This is a genomic window from Campylobacter sp. CH246, assembly GCF_004378835.1.
GTDB lineage: Bacteria > Campylobacterota > Campylobacteria > Campylobacterales > Campylobacteraceae > Campylobacter_D > Campylobacter_D jejuni.
This window is the reverse complement of sequence record NZ_RYYA01000004.1, coordinates 36,988-56,707: the sequence shown is the minus strand read 5'-3', so window position 1 is coordinate 56,707 and position 19,720 is coordinate 36,988. Positions and strand designations below refer to the sequence as shown.

Annotated in this window: 22 protein-coding genes; 10 read left to right on the top strand and 12 right to left on the bottom strand. The window is 30.5% G+C overall.

The genetic code is table 11. The features are described from left to right. Positions 1-57 precede the first annotated feature (57 nt). The 11 genes from dxs to ELQ06_RS04180 are packed head-to-tail and all read right to left on the bottom strand — an operon-like array spanning position 58 to position 11,802. Entirely contained in the window at positions 58-1,905 is a 1,848-nt protein-coding gene (gene dxs, locus ELQ06_RS04230; protein ID WP_052781240.1) for a 1-deoxy-D-xylulose-5-phosphate synthase, read from the bottom strand. Beyond that, entirely contained in the window at positions 1,898-2,728 is an 831-nt protein-coding gene (gene fliH / locus ELQ06_RS04225; protein WP_002866661.1) for a flagellar assembly protein FliH, read from the bottom strand. Before fliH ends, dxs begins: the two co-directional genes overlap by 8 nt. A 7-nt stretch (positions 2,729-2,735) precedes the next feature. After that, a complete protein-coding gene (fliG, locus tag ELQ06_RS04220; RefSeq protein ID WP_002854670.1) occupies positions 2,736-3,764 on the bottom strand; it encodes a flagellar motor switch protein FliG in 1,029 nt (342 codons plus the stop codon). Continuing rightward, the gene (gene fliF, locus ELQ06_RS04215) at positions 3,764-5,446 is read right to left on the bottom strand and encodes a flagellar basal-body MS-ring/collar protein FliF (RefSeq protein ID WP_115794357.1); all 1,683 of its coding nucleotides are present in this window, start codon (positions 5,444-5,446) and stop codon (positions 3,764-3,766) included. The genes fliG and fliF overlap by 1 nt, the downstream gene beginning before the upstream one ends. A 51-nt stretch (positions 5,447-5,497) precedes the next feature. Further along, on the bottom strand, positions 5,498-6,592 hold the full coding sequence (gene hisC, locus ELQ06_RS04210; protein ID WP_115794356.1) for a histidinol-phosphate transaminase: 1,095 nt from the start codon (positions 6,590-6,592) through the stop codon (positions 5,498-5,500). After that, positions 6,582-7,655, bottom strand: a complete 1,074-nt coding sequence (gene pheA / locus ELQ06_RS04205; RefSeq protein ID WP_002858741.1) for a prephenate dehydratase — start codon at positions 7,653-7,655, stop codon at positions 6,582-6,584. Before pheA ends, hisC begins: the two co-directional genes overlap by 11 nt. Then, the gene (locus tag ELQ06_RS04200; RefSeq protein WP_052793960.1) at positions 7,643-8,410 is read right to left on the bottom strand and encodes an HAD-IIA family hydrolase; all 768 of its coding nucleotides are present in this window, start codon (positions 8,408-8,410) and stop codon (positions 7,643-7,645) included. Before ELQ06_RS04200 ends, pheA begins: the two co-directional genes overlap by 13 nt. A gap of 1 nt (position 8,411) precedes the next feature. Continuing rightward, positions 8,412-9,620, bottom strand: coding sequence for a diaminopimelate decarboxylase (gene lysA / locus ELQ06_RS04195; RefSeq protein ID WP_052793961.1), 1,209 nt, complete (start codon positions 9,618-9,620; stop codon positions 8,412-8,414). A gap of 43 nt (positions 9,621-9,663) precedes the next feature. Continuing rightward, complete coding sequence (locus ELQ06_RS04190; RefSeq protein ID WP_002860314.1) at positions 9,664-10,722, bottom strand: LptF/LptG family permease; 1,059 nt, start codon at positions 10,720-10,722, stop codon at positions 9,664-9,666. A gap of 1 nt (position 10,723) precedes the next feature. Continuing rightward, complete coding sequence (gene pth, locus ELQ06_RS04185) at positions 10,724-11,269, bottom strand: aminoacyl-tRNA hydrolase (RefSeq protein WP_044261100.1); 546 nt, start codon at positions 11,267-11,269, stop codon at positions 10,724-10,726. Next, on the bottom strand, positions 11,266-11,802 hold the full coding sequence (locus tag ELQ06_RS04180) for a 50S ribosomal protein L25/general stress protein Ctc (RefSeq protein ID WP_002791314.1): 537 nt from the start codon (positions 11,800-11,802) through the stop codon (positions 11,266-11,268). Before ELQ06_RS04180 ends, pth begins: the two co-directional genes overlap by 4 nt. A gap of 133 nt (positions 11,803-11,935) precedes the next feature. Here ELQ06_RS04180 and ELQ06_RS04175 point away from each other — a divergent pair, with 133 nt between their 5' ends. From ELQ06_RS04175 to bioD, 3 genes are read left to right on the top strand one after another with little or no spacing between them, the layout of a single operon-like run. Continuing rightward, on the top strand, positions 11,936-12,274 hold the full coding sequence (locus ELQ06_RS04175; protein WP_057096008.1) for a multidrug efflux SMR transporter: 339 nt from the start codon (positions 11,936-11,938) through the stop codon (positions 12,272-12,274). Between the two features lie 2 nt (positions 12,275-12,276). After that, complete coding sequence (locus ELQ06_RS04170; RefSeq protein WP_087695670.1) at positions 12,277-12,591, top strand: multidrug efflux SMR transporter; 315 nt, start codon at positions 12,277-12,279, stop codon at positions 12,589-12,591. 9 nt (positions 12,592-12,600) lie between these two features. Then, positions 12,601-13,206 carry an ATP-dependent dethiobiotin synthetase BioD gene (gene bioD / locus ELQ06_RS04165; protein WP_002816248.1) on the top strand — a complete coding sequence of 202 codons (606 nt, stop codon included), beginning with the start codon at positions 12,601-12,603 and terminating at the stop codon, positions 13,204-13,206. Here the strand turns inward: bioD and ELQ06_RS04160 are convergent. After that, on the bottom strand, positions 13,193-14,476 hold the full coding sequence (locus tag ELQ06_RS04160) for an adenosylmethionine--8-amino-7-oxononanoate transaminase (RefSeq protein WP_134237477.1): 1,284 nt from the start codon (positions 14,474-14,476) through the stop codon (positions 13,193-13,195). The genes bioD and ELQ06_RS04160 overlap by 14 nt on opposite strands. 67 nt (positions 14,477-14,543) lie before the next feature. Between ELQ06_RS04160 and ELQ06_RS04155 the strand changes: the two genes are divergently transcribed. Genes ELQ06_RS04155 through ELQ06_RS04125 form a run of 7 tightly spaced genes read left to right on the top strand, consistent with a single transcriptional unit; the run spans position 14,544 to position 19,717 of the window. Continuing rightward, a complete protein-coding gene (locus ELQ06_RS04155) occupies positions 14,544-15,686 on the top strand; it encodes a pyridoxal phosphate-dependent aminotransferase family protein (protein WP_134237476.1) in 1,143 nt (380 codons plus the stop codon). Further along, the gene (locus ELQ06_RS04150; RefSeq protein WP_052834193.1) at positions 15,683-16,294 is read left to right on the top strand and encodes a pimeloyl-ACP methyl esterase BioG family protein; all 612 of its coding nucleotides are present in this window, start codon (positions 15,683-15,685) and stop codon (positions 16,292-16,294) included. Before ELQ06_RS04155 ends, ELQ06_RS04150 begins: the two co-directional genes overlap by 4 nt. Then, on the top strand, positions 16,291-16,977 hold the full coding sequence (gene bioC / locus ELQ06_RS04145) for a malonyl-ACP O-methyltransferase BioC (protein WP_134237475.1): 687 nt from the start codon (positions 16,291-16,293) through the stop codon (positions 16,975-16,977). Before ELQ06_RS04150 ends, bioC begins: the two co-directional genes overlap by 4 nt. A gap of 50 nt (positions 16,978-17,027) precedes the next feature. After that, a complete protein-coding gene (gene modA, locus ELQ06_RS04140; RefSeq protein WP_052802222.1) occupies positions 17,028-17,777 on the top strand; it encodes a molybdate ABC transporter substrate-binding protein in 750 nt (249 codons plus the stop codon). Beyond that, complete coding sequence (locus tag ELQ06_RS04135) at positions 17,774-18,175, top strand: molybdenum-pterin-binding protein (RefSeq protein ID WP_052817540.1); 402 nt, start codon at positions 17,774-17,776, stop codon at positions 18,173-18,175. The genes modA and ELQ06_RS04135 overlap by 4 nt, the downstream gene beginning before the upstream one ends. Next, complete coding sequence (modB, locus tag ELQ06_RS04130) at positions 18,168-18,842, top strand: molybdate ABC transporter permease subunit (RefSeq protein ID WP_002883298.1); 675 nt, start codon at positions 18,168-18,170, stop codon at positions 18,840-18,842. Before ELQ06_RS04135 ends, modB begins: the two co-directional genes overlap by 8 nt. Beyond that, positions 18,839-19,717 carry a sulfate/molybdate ABC transporter ATP-binding protein gene (locus tag ELQ06_RS04125; RefSeq protein WP_134237474.1) on the top strand — a complete coding sequence of 293 codons (879 nt, stop codon included), beginning with the start codon at positions 18,839-18,841 and terminating at the stop codon, positions 19,715-19,717. The genes modB and ELQ06_RS04125 overlap by 4 nt, the downstream gene beginning before the upstream one ends. Positions 19,718-19,720 lie beyond the last annotated feature (3 nt).

The following is a 19,720-nucleotide window of genomic DNA, read 5'->3' as shown; positions in this document are numbered from 1 at the left end:
AAATAATAATAAAATTTTTATTAAAAGAAGTTTATATTAAATAATATTTTTTATTATTTAATGATAAAATTTTAAAACTTTCATCAACAAACTATTGACATCTTTTTCTAGATTTTTTTCCACCTCACTTGTTTTTCCATGTTCAATAAATTTGTCTTCATATTCAAAGCTAACAACTTTTACATGCAAATCATATTTTTGTAAAAAATTATTAATTAAACTTTCTATACCACCAATTTTAACATTTTCACTAAAAATAAACCAAATTTTACTTTTTTCAGCAAGCTCACACAAAAGCTCTTCATCTAAAGGTTTAGCAAAAATTAAATCGATCAAATTAGCATTATTATTCATTTCTTGCAAGGCTCTTAAGACTTGCCACGCTTTTGCTACACCTTGTCCATAACCTAAAAAAGCAATTTCACTACTATTTTTTACAAGCCATTGTGCCTTGCCAAGTTTTATCTCACAAGAATTAAATTCTTTATCCAAAATAAAACTCCCTCTAGGATAACGAAAAGCAATAGGTCCTTGATGTAAATAAGCATACTCCATTATATTTTGCATCATTTGTTCATCTCTTGGGGCTAAAAGAGTGAAATTTGGCAAAGGAGCTAAAAAACTAAGATCAAAAACACCTTGATGCGTCTCCCCATCTTCGCCTACTATCCCTGCCCTATCCATAGCAAAAACCACATTTAAATTCATAATCGCACAATCATGGATCACTTGATCATAAGCACGCTGTAAAAAGGTGCTATATATTGCAATAAAAGGTTTAAATCCTTCTTTTGCCATAGCGGCCATAGAAGTTACTGCATGCTGTTCTGCAATAGCCACATCCCAAAAACGATTTGGATATTTTTCTATAAGCTTATCAAGACCTGTTCCACTTGGCATAGCCGCCGTAACCCCAACAATATTTTCATATTTTGAGGCTAAATCAAGCAAATTCTTAGAAAAAATTTCAGTAGCAGATTTTTTAGTGTCACTTTTTTTAACACTCTCTCCACTATCTATATCAAAAGCTCCCACCCCGTGCCATTTAGCATGTTTTCCTTCGGCTAAAGCATAGCCTTTACCCTTTATGGTTTGAGTATGTATCACACAAGGCTTTTGCATAGCTTTTGCTTGTTTTAATGCAGAAATAATTTCACCTAAATTATGTCCATCAATAGGCCCTATATATTCAAGCCCTAATTCTTCAAACAAAAGCCCAGGAGTAATAAGTTTAAAACTCTCTTCAAAACGCTTAGCCATATAAGTAGCACTATCAGGTAATATATCCAACATTTTAGCAATACGCTTTTTAAAACTTTGATAAAACTGCGTTGCCATAGCCTGAGAAAGATACTTTGAAATTGCTCCAATTGGTTTTGAAATACTCATTTCATTATCATTTAAAAGTATTACGCAAGGAAATTTAGAATCACCCAATTCATTTAAAGCCTCATAAGCCATACCCGCACTTAAAGCACCATCTCCAATCAAAGCAACAGGAATACGCTTTTCACCTTTTAAAGCAATGGCCTTACAAGCACCTACTGCCAAAGAAATAGAGGTGCTAGAATGCCCTGCTACAAAATAATCTCCCTCGCTAGGTTTTGTATAACCACTTAAACCATTGATTTGTCTTAAAGTATCAAATATTTCTTCTTTTCCGCTTAAAAGCTTGTGTGTATAAGACTGATGCGACACATCAAAAATAAAAGGATCTTTTTTTGCATCAAAAACCAAATGCATTGCTATACTAAGTTCTACAGCACCCAAATTTGAACTTAAATGCCCACCATTTTTACTCACAACTTGTATGATTTTTTCACGCATAGATGCTGCTAAATTTTCTAATTCTTTTAAACTTAGCTTTTCTAACTCTTCTTGAGTATGGGCAAATTTTTTACTCATTATTCACCATTTTTTTAATTTTAGTTAGACGAGAGTTAAGATTGGATTCTATATTGCCTGCGTCACTTATAATAACAACACTTCCTTTGCTAATTGCATCATCAAGACTTATTTTAATATGAGCATTCTGATCAAATTGCTCTTTTAAATACTCATAATCCTCTGCATTAACCTTAAGCTCAATTGCACTAGCACCCTTAAGCTCGCCGATTAAATCTTTGGCCAAAGCATAAGCTATCTTACTTGAATTTAGTTCAAGCTCTTTTAAGATTACTTCTTTAGCGATATCTATAGCAGTATCTGCTAATTCTTTCTCATTTTTTTCTATGAAATTTTCAAGATTTTCGCAAGCATTATCGAGTTTGGCTATACTTTTTAAATACTTATCTTTAAAATCACTCAATTCCTTTTGAAATTCTTCTTTTGCTTTCTCATAACCTTCTTTGGCAAATTTTTCTTTAGCATTTTCAAGTTCTGAATTTAAGCGGTTATTAAATTCATTCTCTTGGCTTTCTATTTGCATTTGAAGTTTAATAATATTGCTTGACATTTCATCTGTTTTTTTAAGCAAATCTTCAACAAAACTTGGTTGAAATGTTGGAATTTGAGTTTCCATAACAGCTTGCGTAGGGGCAATAGCTTGATTTTCTTCAACTGCTTTTTCGTCATTTAAAGATATATTAGCATTTTCTTCATCTGGAGTTTGAGTATGTTTTTTTTCACCTGTATGATTATCAAATTCTGAAATAACTTTAAAACGATATCCTTCAACAACATGCTGATCAGAAGCCCCACCAGAAATTACATTGCTACGATTAACCATCTCTCACCTACTCTATCATTTCATCCGCATCGCCTGTTTGAACAAGACCTTGTTCTGCAAGTTTTTGCACCACTTCAACAACCTTTCTTTGTGCATCTTCAACATCTTTAACACGCACAGCACCCAAAAAACCCATTTCTTCAAGAAAAGCTTCGCTTGCACGCGTAGACATATTGGCTAAGAATTTTTGCTTTAACTCTTCACTTGCACCTTTTAAACCTATCATTAAATCACGCTTATCAGCTACTTTTAAAATTTCTCTTATAGCTTGAGTGCTAAGTTTTTGTATATCATCGAAAGTAAACATAAGCTCTTTAATAGTCTCTGCTAAGCGTTCATCACTTTGTTCAATATAAGTAATGGTTGATTTGCTTGCTTTTTGACCCAAACGATTAAGCACTTCTGCTACCGCTCTTGGGCCGCCCACTTCAACCTTATAAGAGGTAAGACTTTCAAGCTTGCTTTCTAGCACTGCAGAAACTCTTTTAATAATACTTGGAGAAATATCGCCAAGATTTGCCATTCTTATAACCACCTCAGCCCTTAATTCATCACTAAAATACTCTAAAGTTTCTGCCGCATGAATAGAATCCATGTGTGCCAAAATAAGAGCGATGGTTTGTGGGTGCTCTTTGGTAATAAAGTCTGCAAGTTGCTGTGGTTTAATTTGCGCCAAATAAGCAAAATTTTGATTATTCTCCATACTTTTAGTGAGTTTTTCAAGAATTTTATTTGCAATCTCTGGCCCAAAAGTACGAAAAAGTATTTCTTTAGCATATTCCAAACCACCACTTTTAATATATTGATTTGATTGAAGCAGAGTGTAAAATTCTTCTAAAACTGCAGTAGCTACGGATCTATCAACATTTTTAGCCATAGCAATATAACGTGAAATTTCTGTAATTACATCAATTTCCATATGTGAAAACACAGAAGTTGTTGCATCTTCGCCAAGTTGTATAAGAAATATCGCTACCTTCTCAGGCATCGATAAATCATCATAGACCATTTTTTGTTCTTCACTTAGCTTTATCATCACATATCCTTTTCGCCAAATTCACTATCATTTTGAATTAAGTTTTGTAAAAGTGCTGCAATTTCCTCGCCTTTATCACTTACTAAACCACGCAATTTTTCAAGTAAAACCTCATATTGAATAGAATCTTCATTAAAATTATCCCCAAAACCAAGTTGTTCTTCAACTTTTTTCCTTGCTGCATTAAATTTCTCCAAAGCATCTTCAGCATCATCTAAAACAGCATTTGGACCTTGCTGCATTTCTTCTTGCGCTGCGACATCTTCAAGCATTTTTTGAGTAAATGGAGCAATGACTTTTTTGTAAAAAATAAAAAGTAAAATCGCTGCAATAAAATACTTAACTGGTGGAATAAATGGCTCAACAAAACGATTGTAAAAAGTTTTAACTTTACTCTCAACTCTAATCGACTCACGATGAAATGGTAAATTTTGCACTACAACACTATCACCTCTAGTAGCGCTAAAATTAATAGTATTTTTAACTATACTCTCAACACTTGCAAGCTCTTCTTTAGTCAATGGAACATATTCGCTTTTCACATCCCCATTTTCATCAACCACATCTTGATATTTTCCATCTATAGTGACAGCTGCTGAAGTGCGTAAAACTGTTGCAAATTGTTTTTTGGTATTTGTGATAGTTTTAGAAAGTTCATTATTTGTAGTAACTTGATTTTTTTTATAAGTGTCAATTTGACCCTTATTGTCAAGTCCTTCAACAGGACCTATATTAGAAACAGCACCTGGAACACCCTGAATTTCTGGATCTTTTCTACCTGTTCTTTCCTCGTTTAAAGTTTGCTCACTACGCACTATAGGATTTGGATCATAAATTTCACTTTGAGATTCTTGCTTGGAAAAATCAAAATCTATATTTACACTCACTTTTACTTTATCCATGCCACCTGCAAAAGGAGCTAAATTTTCTATAATCTTATCTTCTAAAGCTTTTTCTTGATCACTTTTAAATTTAATTTGCGCACGAACCAAGTCATCTTCATATGCTTCTTGCTCATCTAAAGGCACACCACTTTGATCACTAATCTTAACATTTTCTTTAGTAAGTTTTGGAACTGCCGCTGAAACAATATTTTTTATACCATCAATTTGTTTTCTAGTAAGCTTTAAGCCTTCGCGAACATTAACAACAACTGAAGCTGTAGGCGGAATTTGCCTTTCGGTAAAAACACTATCTTTAGGAAATGCTATGTGTACAACAGCGCTACGAATAGGTTCTAAAGTCTCAATAGTTCTTGCAAGTTCACCTTCTATGGCTCTTTGGTATTTTACCTTTTGCTCTTCATTTGTAGCTCCAAAAGCTTGAGTATCAAAAGCTTCAAAACCCACGCGACTATCTTTTATAAGACCTTCGCTTGCAATAAACATTCTTTGACGATAAACCTGATCTTGTGGAACTAAAATTTTATTTTCACTTTCTAATTTATAGGGAATATTATTTTGTTCAAGTTTAGCTACAATTGCAGCAGAAGAACTTGGGCTTACATTTTCAACTAAAACTGCATATCCATTATTTGCATTACTACCACTTCCACGAAATAAAGCTAAAAAAACCAAAAACCCAACCACAACTATAATAGATGCAGCAATCACTATACGCTGTTTACGAGTTAAATTTTGATAAAGTTGCCCAATTTGATGGAACATATTTTTAAAATCCATTAATTCTCATCCCTTAGTTTAGCGAATTTTACATATTCTTATTTGATTTATCTATCTTAAAATCTTATCAAATTCTGTAAAAAATTTTTCATTTTCATAAGATGTTCCTATAGTAATGCGTATAGCATTTAAACCATAGCTTTTTAAATTTCTTATTATTATACCCTTTTTAAGCAATTTTTCAGACAAATCTGTACTATTTTTTTCATCAAAAAAATAAGTGATGAAATTTGTATAACTATCAATGATTTTAATATCATATTTTTTAGCAAATTCTTTATAAAGCTCCATTTGAGAAAAATTATTCTCTAAAGTTTTTTTAGTAAATTCATCATCATTTATTGCTGCAACTGCTGCTTTTAAAGCAAGATTGCTCACATTAAAAGGAGCACGAAGCTTGTAAAATGCACTAATAATATTAGCATTAGCTATGCCATAACCAATGCGTAAGCCTCCTAATCCATAAAGTTTAGAAAAAGTTCCCAAATAAAGTACATTGTCAAATTCTTTAATCAATTCGCAAGGTTTTAAATGTTTTTTGCTATCTTTAAAACTTGCAAATTCATTATAAGCTGCATCAATCACAACTAAACAATCCTCATTTACACCTTTAATAAACTCGGTCACTTCACTTGCATCCAAACACTCTCCTAAAGGATTGTTTGGCAAGCATAAGAAAATAAGTTTAATTTCATCTTTGTGCGTTTCATAAAGTTTTTTAAACTCATTTAAATCATGAGTAATGCTTTGAGTTTTATAGCACTTTGCACCGCATTGCTTGGCATAAATTTCATACATAGCAAAGGTAACTCCAGCTTGCAAAAAAGCATTTTTAGAATTTAACTTAGAATGTATAGCAAATTCAATCACTTGATCACTACCTGCACCGATAATGATATTTTCATTTTGAACTTTGTATTTTTGAGCCAATATGCTTTTAAGTTCTATCATACTATCATCAGGGTAAAGATGAGCTTTGTTTGCATTTTGTCTTAAACATTCTATAGCTTTTGGTGGTGTGCCAAATGGATTTTCATTACTTGCTAATTTTATCACTTCTTTAACGCCATATTCTTTAGCAATAACTTCTATATCTTTGCCGGGTTCATAATTGCTTAAATGATTTAAAAATTCATTAAATTTCATCTTTTTCTCCTGATAAATAAGATCCAAGCCAAACAATCTCTTGTATATCTTTTAAGGCTTTTTTCACATTTTCATCATCAATATGCCCTTCAAAATCTATATAAAAACTATGTAAAAATTCTTTTGATTTTACAGGGCGAGATTCAAGCTTAGTAAGATTGATATTTTCTTTTTTAAACTGCTCTAATAAAAAGCTAAGCCCCCCAGGTTTATGTGCTGTGTGTGCTAAAATAGAAGTTTTACAATTTGGCATTTTAGGATTTTTAATATCGCTTAAAATTAAAAATCTTGTTTTATTGGCTGCATTATCTTCTATTTTATCAAAAAGTACAGGCACATTATAAAGCTTAGCCGCTATTCTAGAACAAATTGCTGCTGCATATTTATCTTGCGAAGCTAGGTAAGCTGCATTAGCTGTAGATTTTGAAGGAACAAATTCTATAGCACTAAGTTCATGACTTTCTAAAAATTTACGACATTGATTATAACCTTGCGGATGCGAATAAATGCGTTTGATTTCTTTTAAATTTTCATTAATTCCTACAAAAGAATGATGAATATCCATATAAATTTCGCCAAAAATTTTAAGCTCATTATACTTACCTAGACAATCTAAAGTAATGCCCACCGCACCTTCGGTATTATTTTCTATAGGTACAACACCGTATTTTGCTTCTTTGTTGCTTAACTCTTTAAAAACATCTTCGATATTGGCCAAGGCTATATAACGACTCATCGCACCAAAACGACTTCTTGCTGCTTGATGTGTATAAGTTCCTTCAGGCCCTAAATAAGCTATAGTTTGAGGCATTTCTAAATTTCTTGAAACTGCAAAAATTTCTTGATAAATTGCCTCTATGGCATTTTGATCTAAAAGTCCTAAATTTGCATTTTTTAAACGATTGATAATGGCTCTTTCACGCTCAGGACGATAAATACTTCCCCCACTACTTTGCTTAAGCTCACCTATACTTTTAACATAAGTCATTCTTTCATTTAAAAGATCTAAAATTTTATCATCAACCGCATCGATTTTATTTCTAAATTCTTCTAAATTTGGCATTTTAGATCCTTTAAAAACTCAAAAACACTAGGATAAACTCCATCAAGCAAATCCGTATCAAGCCCTTTTGTGTCGCTTATCTTGCCGCTTAAAACTAGCAAGGTTTTCATGCCAAGTTCTTTTGCCTTAAGCAAGTCACCCCTAAAATCATCACTAATGATTTTAATATCTTCAAAATCGATTTTTGAATTTTGTCTTCTTATCAAATTTAAAGCTTCTTTATAAAAAGCAATGCTAGGCTTACCCACAATCTCGTATTCAAAATCAATAGTATTTTTAAGCATAGCCATAATGCTACCTACACCAGGATAAGGCCTACCATCTTTTTTATAAATACTAGTTTCGTGCATAGCTATAAATCTAACTTCTCTTCTAGCCAATTCTATCATAGTGGCAAAATCTTTAAATTTAAAATCATCATAACTAGCCACAAGCACAGCACTAGGATTTACAAAATCGAGCTCAAAACCAAGATTTTCAAGACTTTTTACAAACTCATCTGCACCAAAAGCCGCAACTTTACAAGGTCTTAAAAGGTGTTTTAAAACGCTGAAAGGATCAATATAAGCATTTTCTTTTATAGCCAATCCTTTTTGCTGTAATTTTTCTAAAAAATCAAGTTTTTTTGTATTGTTAGTAATGATAAGATAAGGAAGATTTTTTGCATTTAAAAAATCAATTAATTCTTTAGCACCATAGATTAAAGATTTATCATGATCAGAAATTAAAGTCCCTTGAACATCTAAAAAAAACATTTTAAGCCTTTAAAAATTTCTCTTCTAAAGCGATTTGATCTTCAAAATTTTCTCTTTGACGGATCAATCTTACCTGTCCTTCTTCAAGGGCTAATTCGCAAACTTTATTACGAGTATTGTAATTACTACTCATACTAAAACCATAAGCTCCAGTATTTTTAATAACCATTATATCACCACTTTGAGTGCTAGGCAAAGACCTTGCTTTAGCAAAAAAGTCCCCACTCTCACAAATTCCACCTACAACATCACATAAACTCTCTTCGCCTTGATTATAAGGTAAGATTATTTCATGATAAGCCTCATATAAACTTGGGCGTATAAGATCATTCATCGCTCCATCTACTACAACAAAACGCTTGGTTTTATTTTGTTTTTCATAAAGCACTGAACAAACAAATTCTCCACTTTTAGCAACTAGATACCTTCCAGGCTCCATTCCTATAGTTAAATCAAGCCCATGAAGTTGTGCTAATATACCTTGTGCATAATCATAAAGATCAGATTCACACTCATCTTTTTCATAAGCCACACCCAAACCACCGCCTATATCAAAAAATTTAAGATCGATTTGCAAGGCTTTTAACTCTCTTACAAGTTTTGCAACGATGCCTGCTGCTTCATGAATGGGAGAAATATCTAAAAGTTGCGAACCTATATGAAAATGCACTCCAACGGGCTCTAAAAAAGATGAATTTTTTACATAAAGATACATTTTTCTTGCTATATCAATTTCAACACCAAATTTATTTTCATTTAATCCTGTAGAAATATAAGGATGAGTTTTTGCATCAACATTTGGATTAACACGAATACTGATTCTTGCCTTTAGATTAAGTTCTTTAGCCACACTTTCTAAAAGCATCATTTCAGCTTCGCTTTCAAGGTTAATATATAAAATATCATATTCTAAAGCTTGTCTTAACTCTTCTTTGGTTTTTCCTACTCCACTAAAAATAATCTTATAAGCTTTTGCTCCTGCTTTTAAAGCACGCTTTACCTCGCCTATACTCACACAATCAAATCCACTATCTAAATTTGCAAGCATTTGCAACAAGCTTAAATTTGAATTGGCTTTTACAGCGTAAAAAATTTGAGATTTTCTAGCCTTAAAAGCCTCTTTGAGATTTAAAAAACGCTCTTTTATGAAATCAAAATTGTAAATATAAAAAGGAGTATTAAATTCTTGCTTTAATTGTTTATAATCCATATTTAACCTTTAATTTTTATAATTTTACTACACAAAGCTTAATTTATCGATGCTTATAATACATATAAGCACTTAAACAACCTAAAATTATAATAGGCACTACAATGCCAATTTCACTTGCAATCACACTATTTTCGCTTAATCTAGTAAGCAAAAACAAGACTCCCCAAATCATCAAAGTCACTACAAAAGCTACAAAAGTTACAATAGCAAGATTAAAAAATCTTGCTATTACAGGAAAAAAATAATACATAATAAGCATTAAAAATGGTGCAAAAAAAGGAGTAAAAACAAATTTATAAAGATTGATTTTAAGAGTATCTGTATTGACATTTTGCGCCTTAAAAAGCTCAAAACTTTCAAGTGCATCAGATATTGAATAATCACTATTACTAGCAACCCCTTCTATAATCTTTGGTTTAAAACCCTCAAGTGATTTAAGCTCGGAGAAATCTTGTATCTTTAAACCATCATTAGCAAGTTCATAATTTTTAGGTAATAATGTAATATTACCATCTCGCAAAATCCAGCTTTCACCTTCAAAATGGGCATTTTTAGCACTTACAAAAGAGCTTAAATTTAAATCATTAATATTAAAAATTTTTATATTTTGAGCACTATTTTGTCCATTGTTTATCTTTGAAATGTAAACAAAATTATTGTTAAATTTCAAAAACACTTCTCCACTTTGATTCATAATAGTGCCATTTTTTAAAATATTTCTCTTATAATCATTTGCATAAGCAAAAGAAGTAAAATTCAATCCTATATAAATACAACAAAAAAATAAAGCCCATAAAAAAGGAAATAAAATAACATAATTTCTACTCAGTCCTAACGCATAAAGACTTACAAATTCATTTGCTCTGATCATAGAAATCAAAGAAACTACCAAAGCAAAAATCAAAGAAATAGGTAATACATAAGGCACTGCCGAAAAAGATAAAAACATAACATAAAGCAAATCAAGATTTGCGGCTTTTGGTAAATCTTTAAAATTTAAGAGCAAATCAATACCGCAATAAAAACCAAGTAAAGAAAAAAATATAATAAAAAAATTTTTTAAATAAATCCCTGAAATAAAACGAAAAAATATCCACATCTTAAGCCTTTAGGCTGTATTTGGATGATATAGCAGACAAATCATCATTTTCAATAAGCTCAAGCAAAGCTTTTTTTGTATGCTCTAAAACTTTGCTTAAAGTTATTTCTTCTTCGGATTTAAATTTACCTAAAACATGGGAAACCACATTTTCACCCTTTCCCACTCCTATACGCACTCTTTCATAGTCATTTCCACATAAAGTATCTATGCTTTTAAGCCCATTATGTCCACCACTTGAACCGCCTTTTTTAAAGCGCAAGGCTCCTAAATTTATATCTATATCATCATGGATAACTATCATTCTTTCGCATTTATAAAAATCATTCACTGCTTTTACACTAAGTCCTGAATTATTCATATAAGTACTAGGTTTAAGAAGAAGTAAAGAAGAACCTATTTTAAAAAGCTCTCCTTTAAATTTAGAGTTTGTAAGATTTGTAAAATTGCTTTCTTTTAAAATTAAGTCAATTAGCATAAAACCGACATTATGACGGGTATTTTCATACTCTGCGCCTATATTGCCAAGCCCTACGACTAAAATCATCTAGCTTTTTCTACACCTACAACCGCTACTCTATCAGCATCAATCATAGTTACTCCCGCAGGAACTACAATATCACGAACAAGTAAAGCATCACCCACATCAAGTTTACTTACATCAAGTTCGAAGAAATTTGGCAAATTTTCAGCTGCACATTTTACTTTTAATCTTCTTTTTGATTGGATTAAAACACCTTTATTTTTAAGACCTATAGCTGTTCCTGTGATTTTAACTGGAACCATGTACTTAGAAATCACACCTTTTTGTGCAACTTTTAAATCCACATGTTTAAGTTCTGCAGTCACAGGATCTTTTTGATAATCCACAACCACAACACTTAAAGTTTGAGAGCCTACTTTTACATCAAAAATCAAAGTAGTCTTTTTACGAACTTCTTTAATAAATTCATTCACCTTAAAAGCGGCATTAATGTTTTCTAATCCTTTTCCATAGATGTTTGCGATTAGATAACCATCTCTTTTTAAAGCTTTAGCAGCTTTTCTACCGATACTCTCTCTAACGATACCTTCTAACATCTTTTGTCCTTTCTTAAAAAATGAGCTTTGATTATATCTAATTTTGGCTTATGGAAAAGTAAATTTATAGCTTCTTTTAATTTCTTTAAGATATAATTTGTTTTACAAATATTATGTTAATTTAAGGCTTCATGTGAATGAAAAATTCAATATCAATATAGCTTGGTTTTTAATAATCTTAGGTGGGATTATAGAATGCTTTTGGGTAAGTGGACTTAAGTATTCTACAGAAATTTGGCATTATATTTTAACAGCCATTGGAGTTTGTATTTCCTTTACTTGTTTTTTAAAAGCTTGCAAAAGACTTGAAGTAAGTATTACTTATAGTGTTTTTGTAGGCATTGGCACTGTTGGGGTGGTTTTAAATGAAATGTTTATTTTTAGCGAGGCTGTTTCTATAGTTAAACTTGTACTTATAGCGATTTTACTTTTAAGCATTATAGCCCTTAAATGGGTAAGCAAGGAAGCTTAGTTATGGAATGGTTTTATTTGTTTTTAGCTACTGCTTGTGAAATTTTTGGCGTAGTGATCATGAAAGAACTTGTAAGCACTAAAAATAAGCTTTACCTTTTTGCTTTGATAGTGTGTTTTGGATTTTCTTTTACTTTTTTAAGCTTAAGTATGCAAAATATCGCTATGAGTGTTGCTTATGCTATATGGACAGGAGCTGGAACCGCTGGTGGGGTAATGATAGGAGTGCTTTTTTATAAAGAAAGTAAAAGTTTTTTAAAACTTTTTTTAATCGCTGTGATTATTGCTTGTACAGTAGGTTTAAAATTTCTTTCTTAGGGATTTTTTGTGCAAATTTATGTGAGTGGAATACATACTGATGTAGGAAAAACACATTTTAGTGCAGCTTTTTGTGCGAATTTTAACTATGATTATTTTAAACTCATTCAAGCAGGAACTCCAACAGATAGCGAGTTTATTGCAAAATTTAGTCCAAAAACAAAGATTTTTAAAGAAGGTATTTTTTTGCAAACTCCAGCTTCTCCTCATCTTGGAAAAATCAAAGAAAAGCTTGATTATAAAGCCTTAGATATCATTTTACCAAAAAGCAAAAACCTACTTATTGAGCTTGCGGGTGGACTTTTTTCTCCTATGGATGAAAATTACACTATGATTGATTTTGTGAATATTTTCAAACACCCTACAATTTTGGTAGCAAAATACTATCTTGGAAGTATTAATCATATTTTACTTAGCATTGAAGCTTTAAAGCAAAGAAATATCAATCTTTTAGCCCTTGTAATGATGGGTAAAAAAGATATCTTACAAGATGATTTTATAAAAAATTATGCAAAAATTCCTATAATCAATCTTGATTTTTTTGATGAAAATAGCATTTTAAATAAAGATTTTAAAGAGCAAATGCAAGAAATTTTACAACTTAAAATTCCTTAAAAATCTGCTCTAAACTCTCTACTACATAAATAATTTGTTCTTTTGTGATGATGTAAGGAGGCATAAAATAAATCGTATTTGCTAAAGGTCTTAAAAGCAAACCTTTTTCTAAGGCTTTTTGAAATACAAAAAGTCCTACGCGTTTATACTTGGTGCTTAAAATATCAAAAGCACTGATCATCCCGCAAGTTCTAAAATTACCCAAAAAGTCAAATTTTTCAAGTCTTGAAAATTCTTTTTTGATAAACTCGCTTAAAATTTGATTTTTTACTAAAATATTTTCATCCTCAAAGATATCTAAAACCGCATTTGCTGCCGCGCAAGCTAAGGTATTTCCCGTATAGCTATGAGAATGTAAAAAAGCCTTTTGGCTTTCATAAGTATCATAAAAAGCATTATAAATTTCATCTCTTGTAAGCACTACAGAAAGTGGCATAAATCCACCCGTTATCCCTTTTGAAAGGCAGATAAAATCGGGGCTTTGTTTGCATTGATGTAAGGCAAACAAAGTTCCTGTGCGTCCAAAGCCCACTGCAATTTCATCAAAAATCACTTGCACTCCAAATTTATGGCAAAGCTTTATGGCCTCATCAATAAACCTTGCTTCATACATGTGCATATTTCCCGCACATTGCACCAAGGGTTCAAGTATAAAAGCGCAAATTTCATTCGAGTGTTTTTCTAAAATATCTTTTAAAATTTCAAGCTCTTTAGTATAGTCTTTACCTTGTGGCACAGGAGTACTTAAACACTCTAAAAGCAAGGTTTTGTAAGTATCTTTATAAAGTGCAACATCGCCCACACTTAAAGCCCCTAAGGTTTCGCCATGATAGGAATTGCTTAGGGATAAAAATTTATTTTTTTTCAAACCTTTATTTAAATGATAATGAAAACTCATCTTAAGTGCTACTTCAATGGCACTTGATCCATTATCCGCATAAAAACATTTATTAAAATCACGCCCCACTTTTTCACAAAGTCTCGTAGAAAGCTTGATGATAGGCTCATGTGTAAAACCTGCTAAAATCACATGCTCAAGCTCATCAACTTGTTTTTTGATGGCATTTGCGATTTTTTCATTACAATGACCAAAAAGATTTACCCACCAAGAACTCACACAATCCATATAAGCCTTATCATCAAAATCATAAAGCCACACGCCTTTTGCTTTTTTTATAGGGATTAAAGGTAGGGTTTCGTGATCTTTCATTTGTGTGCAAGGGTGCCAAATGTGTTTTAAATCGAGATTTTTTAAGATTTGATTTTGCATTATAACTTCTTTTTTAAAAATATTTTGGCAAAATAATACTTTAAATTTTTAAATTTACAGGAAAAAAATGAAGCTTGAAAAAATTTTGCAAGATCTAGAGCAAAATCATAATCTAAGAACTCTAACGCCTTTAAAACATGAAAATAAATTTGTTTATAAGCAAGATCAAAAACTTTTAAATTTAGCAGGAAATGATTATCTTTATTTGGCGTCTTCTAAAGAGTTAAAAGCTGAGTTTTTAAACACCCTAAAAGAACAAGATTTGTTTTTTTCAAGTTCGAGTTCAAGAAGTTTGAGTGGAAATTTTGAAATTTATGAAGAATTAGAAAGTTTTTTAAAGACTAAATTTAAAGATAAGGAAATTTTACATTTTAATAGTGGCTATCATTTAAATATCTCTTGTATAGCAGCACTTTCTAGCGTTTCTAAGACGCTTTTTTTAGCCGATAAATTTATTCATGCAAGTATGATTGATGGCTTAAGACTTAGCGGGGCTGATTTTTTTCGTTTTCATCACAAAAATATGAATCATTTAGAGAGTTTGATCCAAAAACATTATGAAAATTATGAAAATATCATCATTTTAAGTGAAGCTTTGTTTAGTATGGATGGAGATTTTAGCGATTTTAAAATTTTGTGTGAGCTTAAAAAGCGTTATGATAAAATCAAGCTTTATATAGATGAAGCACACAGCGTGGGTTGTTTTGATGAGGGGGGTTTGGGGTTTGTTAAAAAATTAGCCTTAGAAAATGAAGTGGATTTTTTGGTTTTTACCTTTGGTAAAGCCATTGCTTCCATGGGTGCTTGTATAATATGTGATGAAAAATATAAGAAATTTTTCATCAACAAGGCTAGAGCTTTTATTTATTCTACAGCCTTGCCACCTATTAATGTAGCTTGGACGCAATTTATTTTTAAAAAAATGCCTTATTTTAAGAAAGAAAGAGAAAAATTAGAACTTTTAAGCACTTTTTTTAAAAGTAAATTGCAAGAAAAAAATCACACTGTTTTAGGTGATGCTTATATCATTTGCTTGCTTTTAGGTGAAAATAAAAAAGCCTTAGAAATTTCACAAAAACTTCAAAAAGCTGGATTTTTTGCTCCTGCGATCAAAGAACCTACCGTGCCAAAGAATACAGCTAGAATTCGTTTTTCTTTGCACGCAGGACTTAATACAGAAGAACTTGAAAGGATAATAGAGCTTTTATGAAATATGAATTTTTATGCAAAAATCCTGATTCAAAAAAACTTATAGTGGTATTTGGAGGGTTTGCTTCACATCCTAGTCATTTTTCGCATTTAAAAAGCGATAAAAATATGATTTTATTTTATGATTATGAAAATTTTGATTTAAATTTTGATTTCAAAGCTTTTGATGAACTTTTTTTAATCGCTTTTTCTATGGGGGTTTGTGTGGCAAATAGAGTTTTAAAAGAGCTTAATTTTAAACAAAAAATAGCCATAAATGGCACAAATTTAGGCATAGATAAATCAAAAGGAATTCATCCTGCAATTTTTAAAAAAACCCTGCAAAATTTTAAATTAGAACATTTTAAAAAGGCTTTATTTAAAGAACGCAAAAGCTTAGCCAAAGATTTTATTTTTAAAGATGAAAAAGCTTTGAAAATAGAGCTTGAAAAACTTTTTGACTTTGCTTTAATAAAACAAGAAGAAAATTTGCTTTGGGATAAGGTTTATTCAAGTAAAGAAGATGAAATTTTTCCGCCAAATGCCTTGAAAAATAGTTTTAAAAATTTGATTTTTTTAGATGAACCGCATTTTGCTTTTTTTCATTTTAAAACTTGGGATGAGCTTTGAATTTTTTAAAAGCAAAAGATTATGAAAAACATGCAAAAGTGCAAGATTTCATGGGTTTAAAACTTTGTGAAATTTTAAAAGATTTAAAAATTTCACATTTTGAAAAAGTGTTTGAATTTGGTTGTGGCAGGGGTGAATTGAGCAAAAAACTTCAAAATTTCATTACTTTTGATGAGTATTTAAAAAACGATATTTTAGATTTTAAAGAAAATTCTAATATTTTAATTTTTGATATGAATGAAATTGCAAAACAGGATTTAAGTAAAGAGAAATTTGATCTTATCGTTTCAAATGCAACTTTGCAATGGCTTGATTTAAAACGCATTATACCAAGTCTTAGAAATATGCTAAATCAAAATGGAATTTTACTTCTTTCTACTTTTGCAAAACAAAATTTAAAAGAAATCAAACAAAGTACGGGTTTTGGTTTAAATTATTTTAGCTTAAATGAATTAGAGCAAATTTTTAAAGTCTATTTTGATGAAGTAAAAATCACTCAAGAACTCATAAAATTAAGCTTTAATAATACTTTAGATGTTTTCAAGCATTTAAAATTAAGCGGGGTAAATTCTTTAGGATTTTATCCTTTAAATAAAAGTTTTTTAAAAGAATTTGAAGAAAAATTTCAAAACAAACTCACTTATCATCCTGTATTTATTTTATGCAAAAATGATATAAAATGAATTTTTTGTGTTATAATCCAAAAATTAAATTTTTACACAAGGAAAACTAAATGAAAAAGTTTATAGTATTTTTTGGAATTTTGTTTTTTGTTTCGTGTTTAAATGCACAAAATTTAAGTATTTTCGTGGCTTCTTCAGCTTCAAAGGCAATGAGTGAAGTTAAAGATGAGTTTTTAAAAACACATCCAAAAGATAAAATAGAATTGGTTTTTGGTGCTTCTGGAAAATATTATGAGCTTTTAAAACAAGGGAGAGAATTTGATCTCTTTTTTTCAGCAGATACTAAATATGCTAAGGCTATTTATGATGATAAAAATGCCTTAATAAAACCAAAAGTTTATGTTTTAGGAGTTTTGGCTTTGTATAGTTTGGATGAAAATTTACTCCAAGGAGGTGTTGAAAATTTAAAAGAAAAGGCAGGTAAAATCACGCATCTAAGCATAGCCAATCCTAAAGTAGCTCCTTATGGAGTAGCGGCTAAAGAAGTGCTTGAAAATTTGGATTTAAATGAGCTTTTTAAAGACAAAATCGTTTTAGGCGAAAATATCTCAGTACCTGTTTTACATGTAGATAGTAAAAATGTAGATATAGCTATAGTGGCTTATTCTTTAGTTTCTCCTATCAATCATCCTAAAGGTAAAACAAGTATTATTAATCCAAAGTATTTTAGCCCTTTAGAGCAAAGTTATGTCATTACAAAATATGCTAAGGATAAAAAATTAGCCTTTGAATTTAGTGAATTTATTAGTTCTTCAAAAGCAAAAGAGATTTTTAAAAAATACGGATTTAGCACACCATGAACCTTATAAAAGGACAAATTTGTGAACTTTTGAATCAAGAGGATATAGTTATTGTTAAAATACTTTCTAAAGAAGTGATTTTTAATGTTTTAATGCTTGAATTAAAATCTTTAGAAAATTTAAAAATTGGTGCGAGTGTAGAACTTCTTTTTAAAGAGCATGAACTTTGTTTTAGCACAAGTAAAACTCTTTTAAGTGTTGAAAATTCTTTTTTAGCTAAAATTACAAAAATTAAAAAAGGCGAACTTTTGTATCAGGTATTTTTTGATTTTAAAGGTAATGAGCTTTCTGGTATCATCACCAAAGAAAAAGCTTTAGAACTTGAACTTTGTGAAAATCAAGAATGGCTTTGTTTTGTAAAAGCAAATGATATTGTATTAAGGAGTCATAGTGCTTGATCCAGCTTTTTTACAAACCCTTTATCTTACTTTTAAACTTGCTTTTATCACGACTTTTATTCTTTTTTTTATTGGTGTTTTTTTAGCTTATTTGTTAAGTTTTGTGCGTTTTCCTTTTAAAACAATTCTTCAAAGCTTTATTTCTCTGCCTTTAATCTTACCTCCTAGTGTTTTGGGATTTTATTTGCTTGTAACTTTTTCGGCTAATAGTTTTTTAGGGCAAGTTTTAAAAGAATATTTTAATCTTTCTTTAGTTTTTAGTTTTGAAGGTCTTGTTTTTGCTTCTTTGATTTTTTCTTTGCCTTTTATGGTAAATCCTTTACAAAGTGCCTTTTCATCGATTAATCCAAATTTGCTCGATGCTTCTTATAGTTTAGGTAAAGGTAAAATTTATACTCTTTTTAGAGTGATTTTACCTAATTCTAAAGCAGGAATTTTTAGTGCTTGTGCGATGAGTTTTGCTCATACTGTGGGTGAATTTGGAGTCGTGATGATGATAGGAGGACATAAACAAGGTGAAACTTTAGTGGCTAGTATAGCTATTTATGATGAACTTGAAATCTTAAACTATAGCTTAGCCCATCAATATGCTTTTATATTGTTTATTTTTTCTTTTTTAGTGCTTTTTAGTCTTTATTTTGTCAATAAAAAAATGAGTTTTCAATGATAAAAATTGATATCAATCATCCTATGAATACCGCTAAAGGAAGGGTGGATTTAAATTTTAAAAAAGATATAGAATCAGGAAAAATTACTGCACTTTTTGGCGAAAGTGGAGCAGGAAAAACTACTCTTTTAAAAATCATAGCAGGGCTTATAAGACCTGAATTTGGGCGTATAGAAGTAGATAATGAACTTTGGTTTGATTCTTCAAAAAATTTTAGCTTAGCTTTACAAAAAAGAAAAATTGGTTTTGTTTTTCAAGATTATGCGCTTTTTCCAAATATGAATGTAAAAGAAAACATCGCCTATGCCGCTAGTTCTAAAGCAAAGGTTAGTGAGCTTTTAGCCTTAATGGGTCTTGAAAATTTGGCTAAAATTTATCCTAAACATTTAAGCGGAGGACAAGCACAAAGAGTAGCTTTAGCAAGAGCTTTAGCAAGGGAGCCAAAAATTTTGCTTTTAGATGAGCCTTTGAGTGCTTTGGATTTTAAAATGCGTGCAAATTTACAAGATGAATTAACCAAGATTTTAGAGTATTTTAAAATAAGTACTTTATTGGTAAGTCATGATCTAGCTGAAATTTATAAGTTAAGTCATAGAATTTTAGAGCTTAAAAACGGAAAAATTATTAAAGATTTTCCTAAAAATGAATTTTTTACTCATTCAAATATCAGCGCAAAATTACGCTTAAGTGGAGTTTTACTAGAAATTAAAAAAAGTGATATTTTAGTGGTTTTAACCTTACTTTTAAATCAAGATATTATTAAAATCACTCTTAGCGAAGAGGAATTTTTAAAAGACCATCAAGATCTAAAAATAGGCGATACTCTCATACTTTCAGCAAAAGCTTTCAATCCTTTAATTCTTAAATACATATAACTT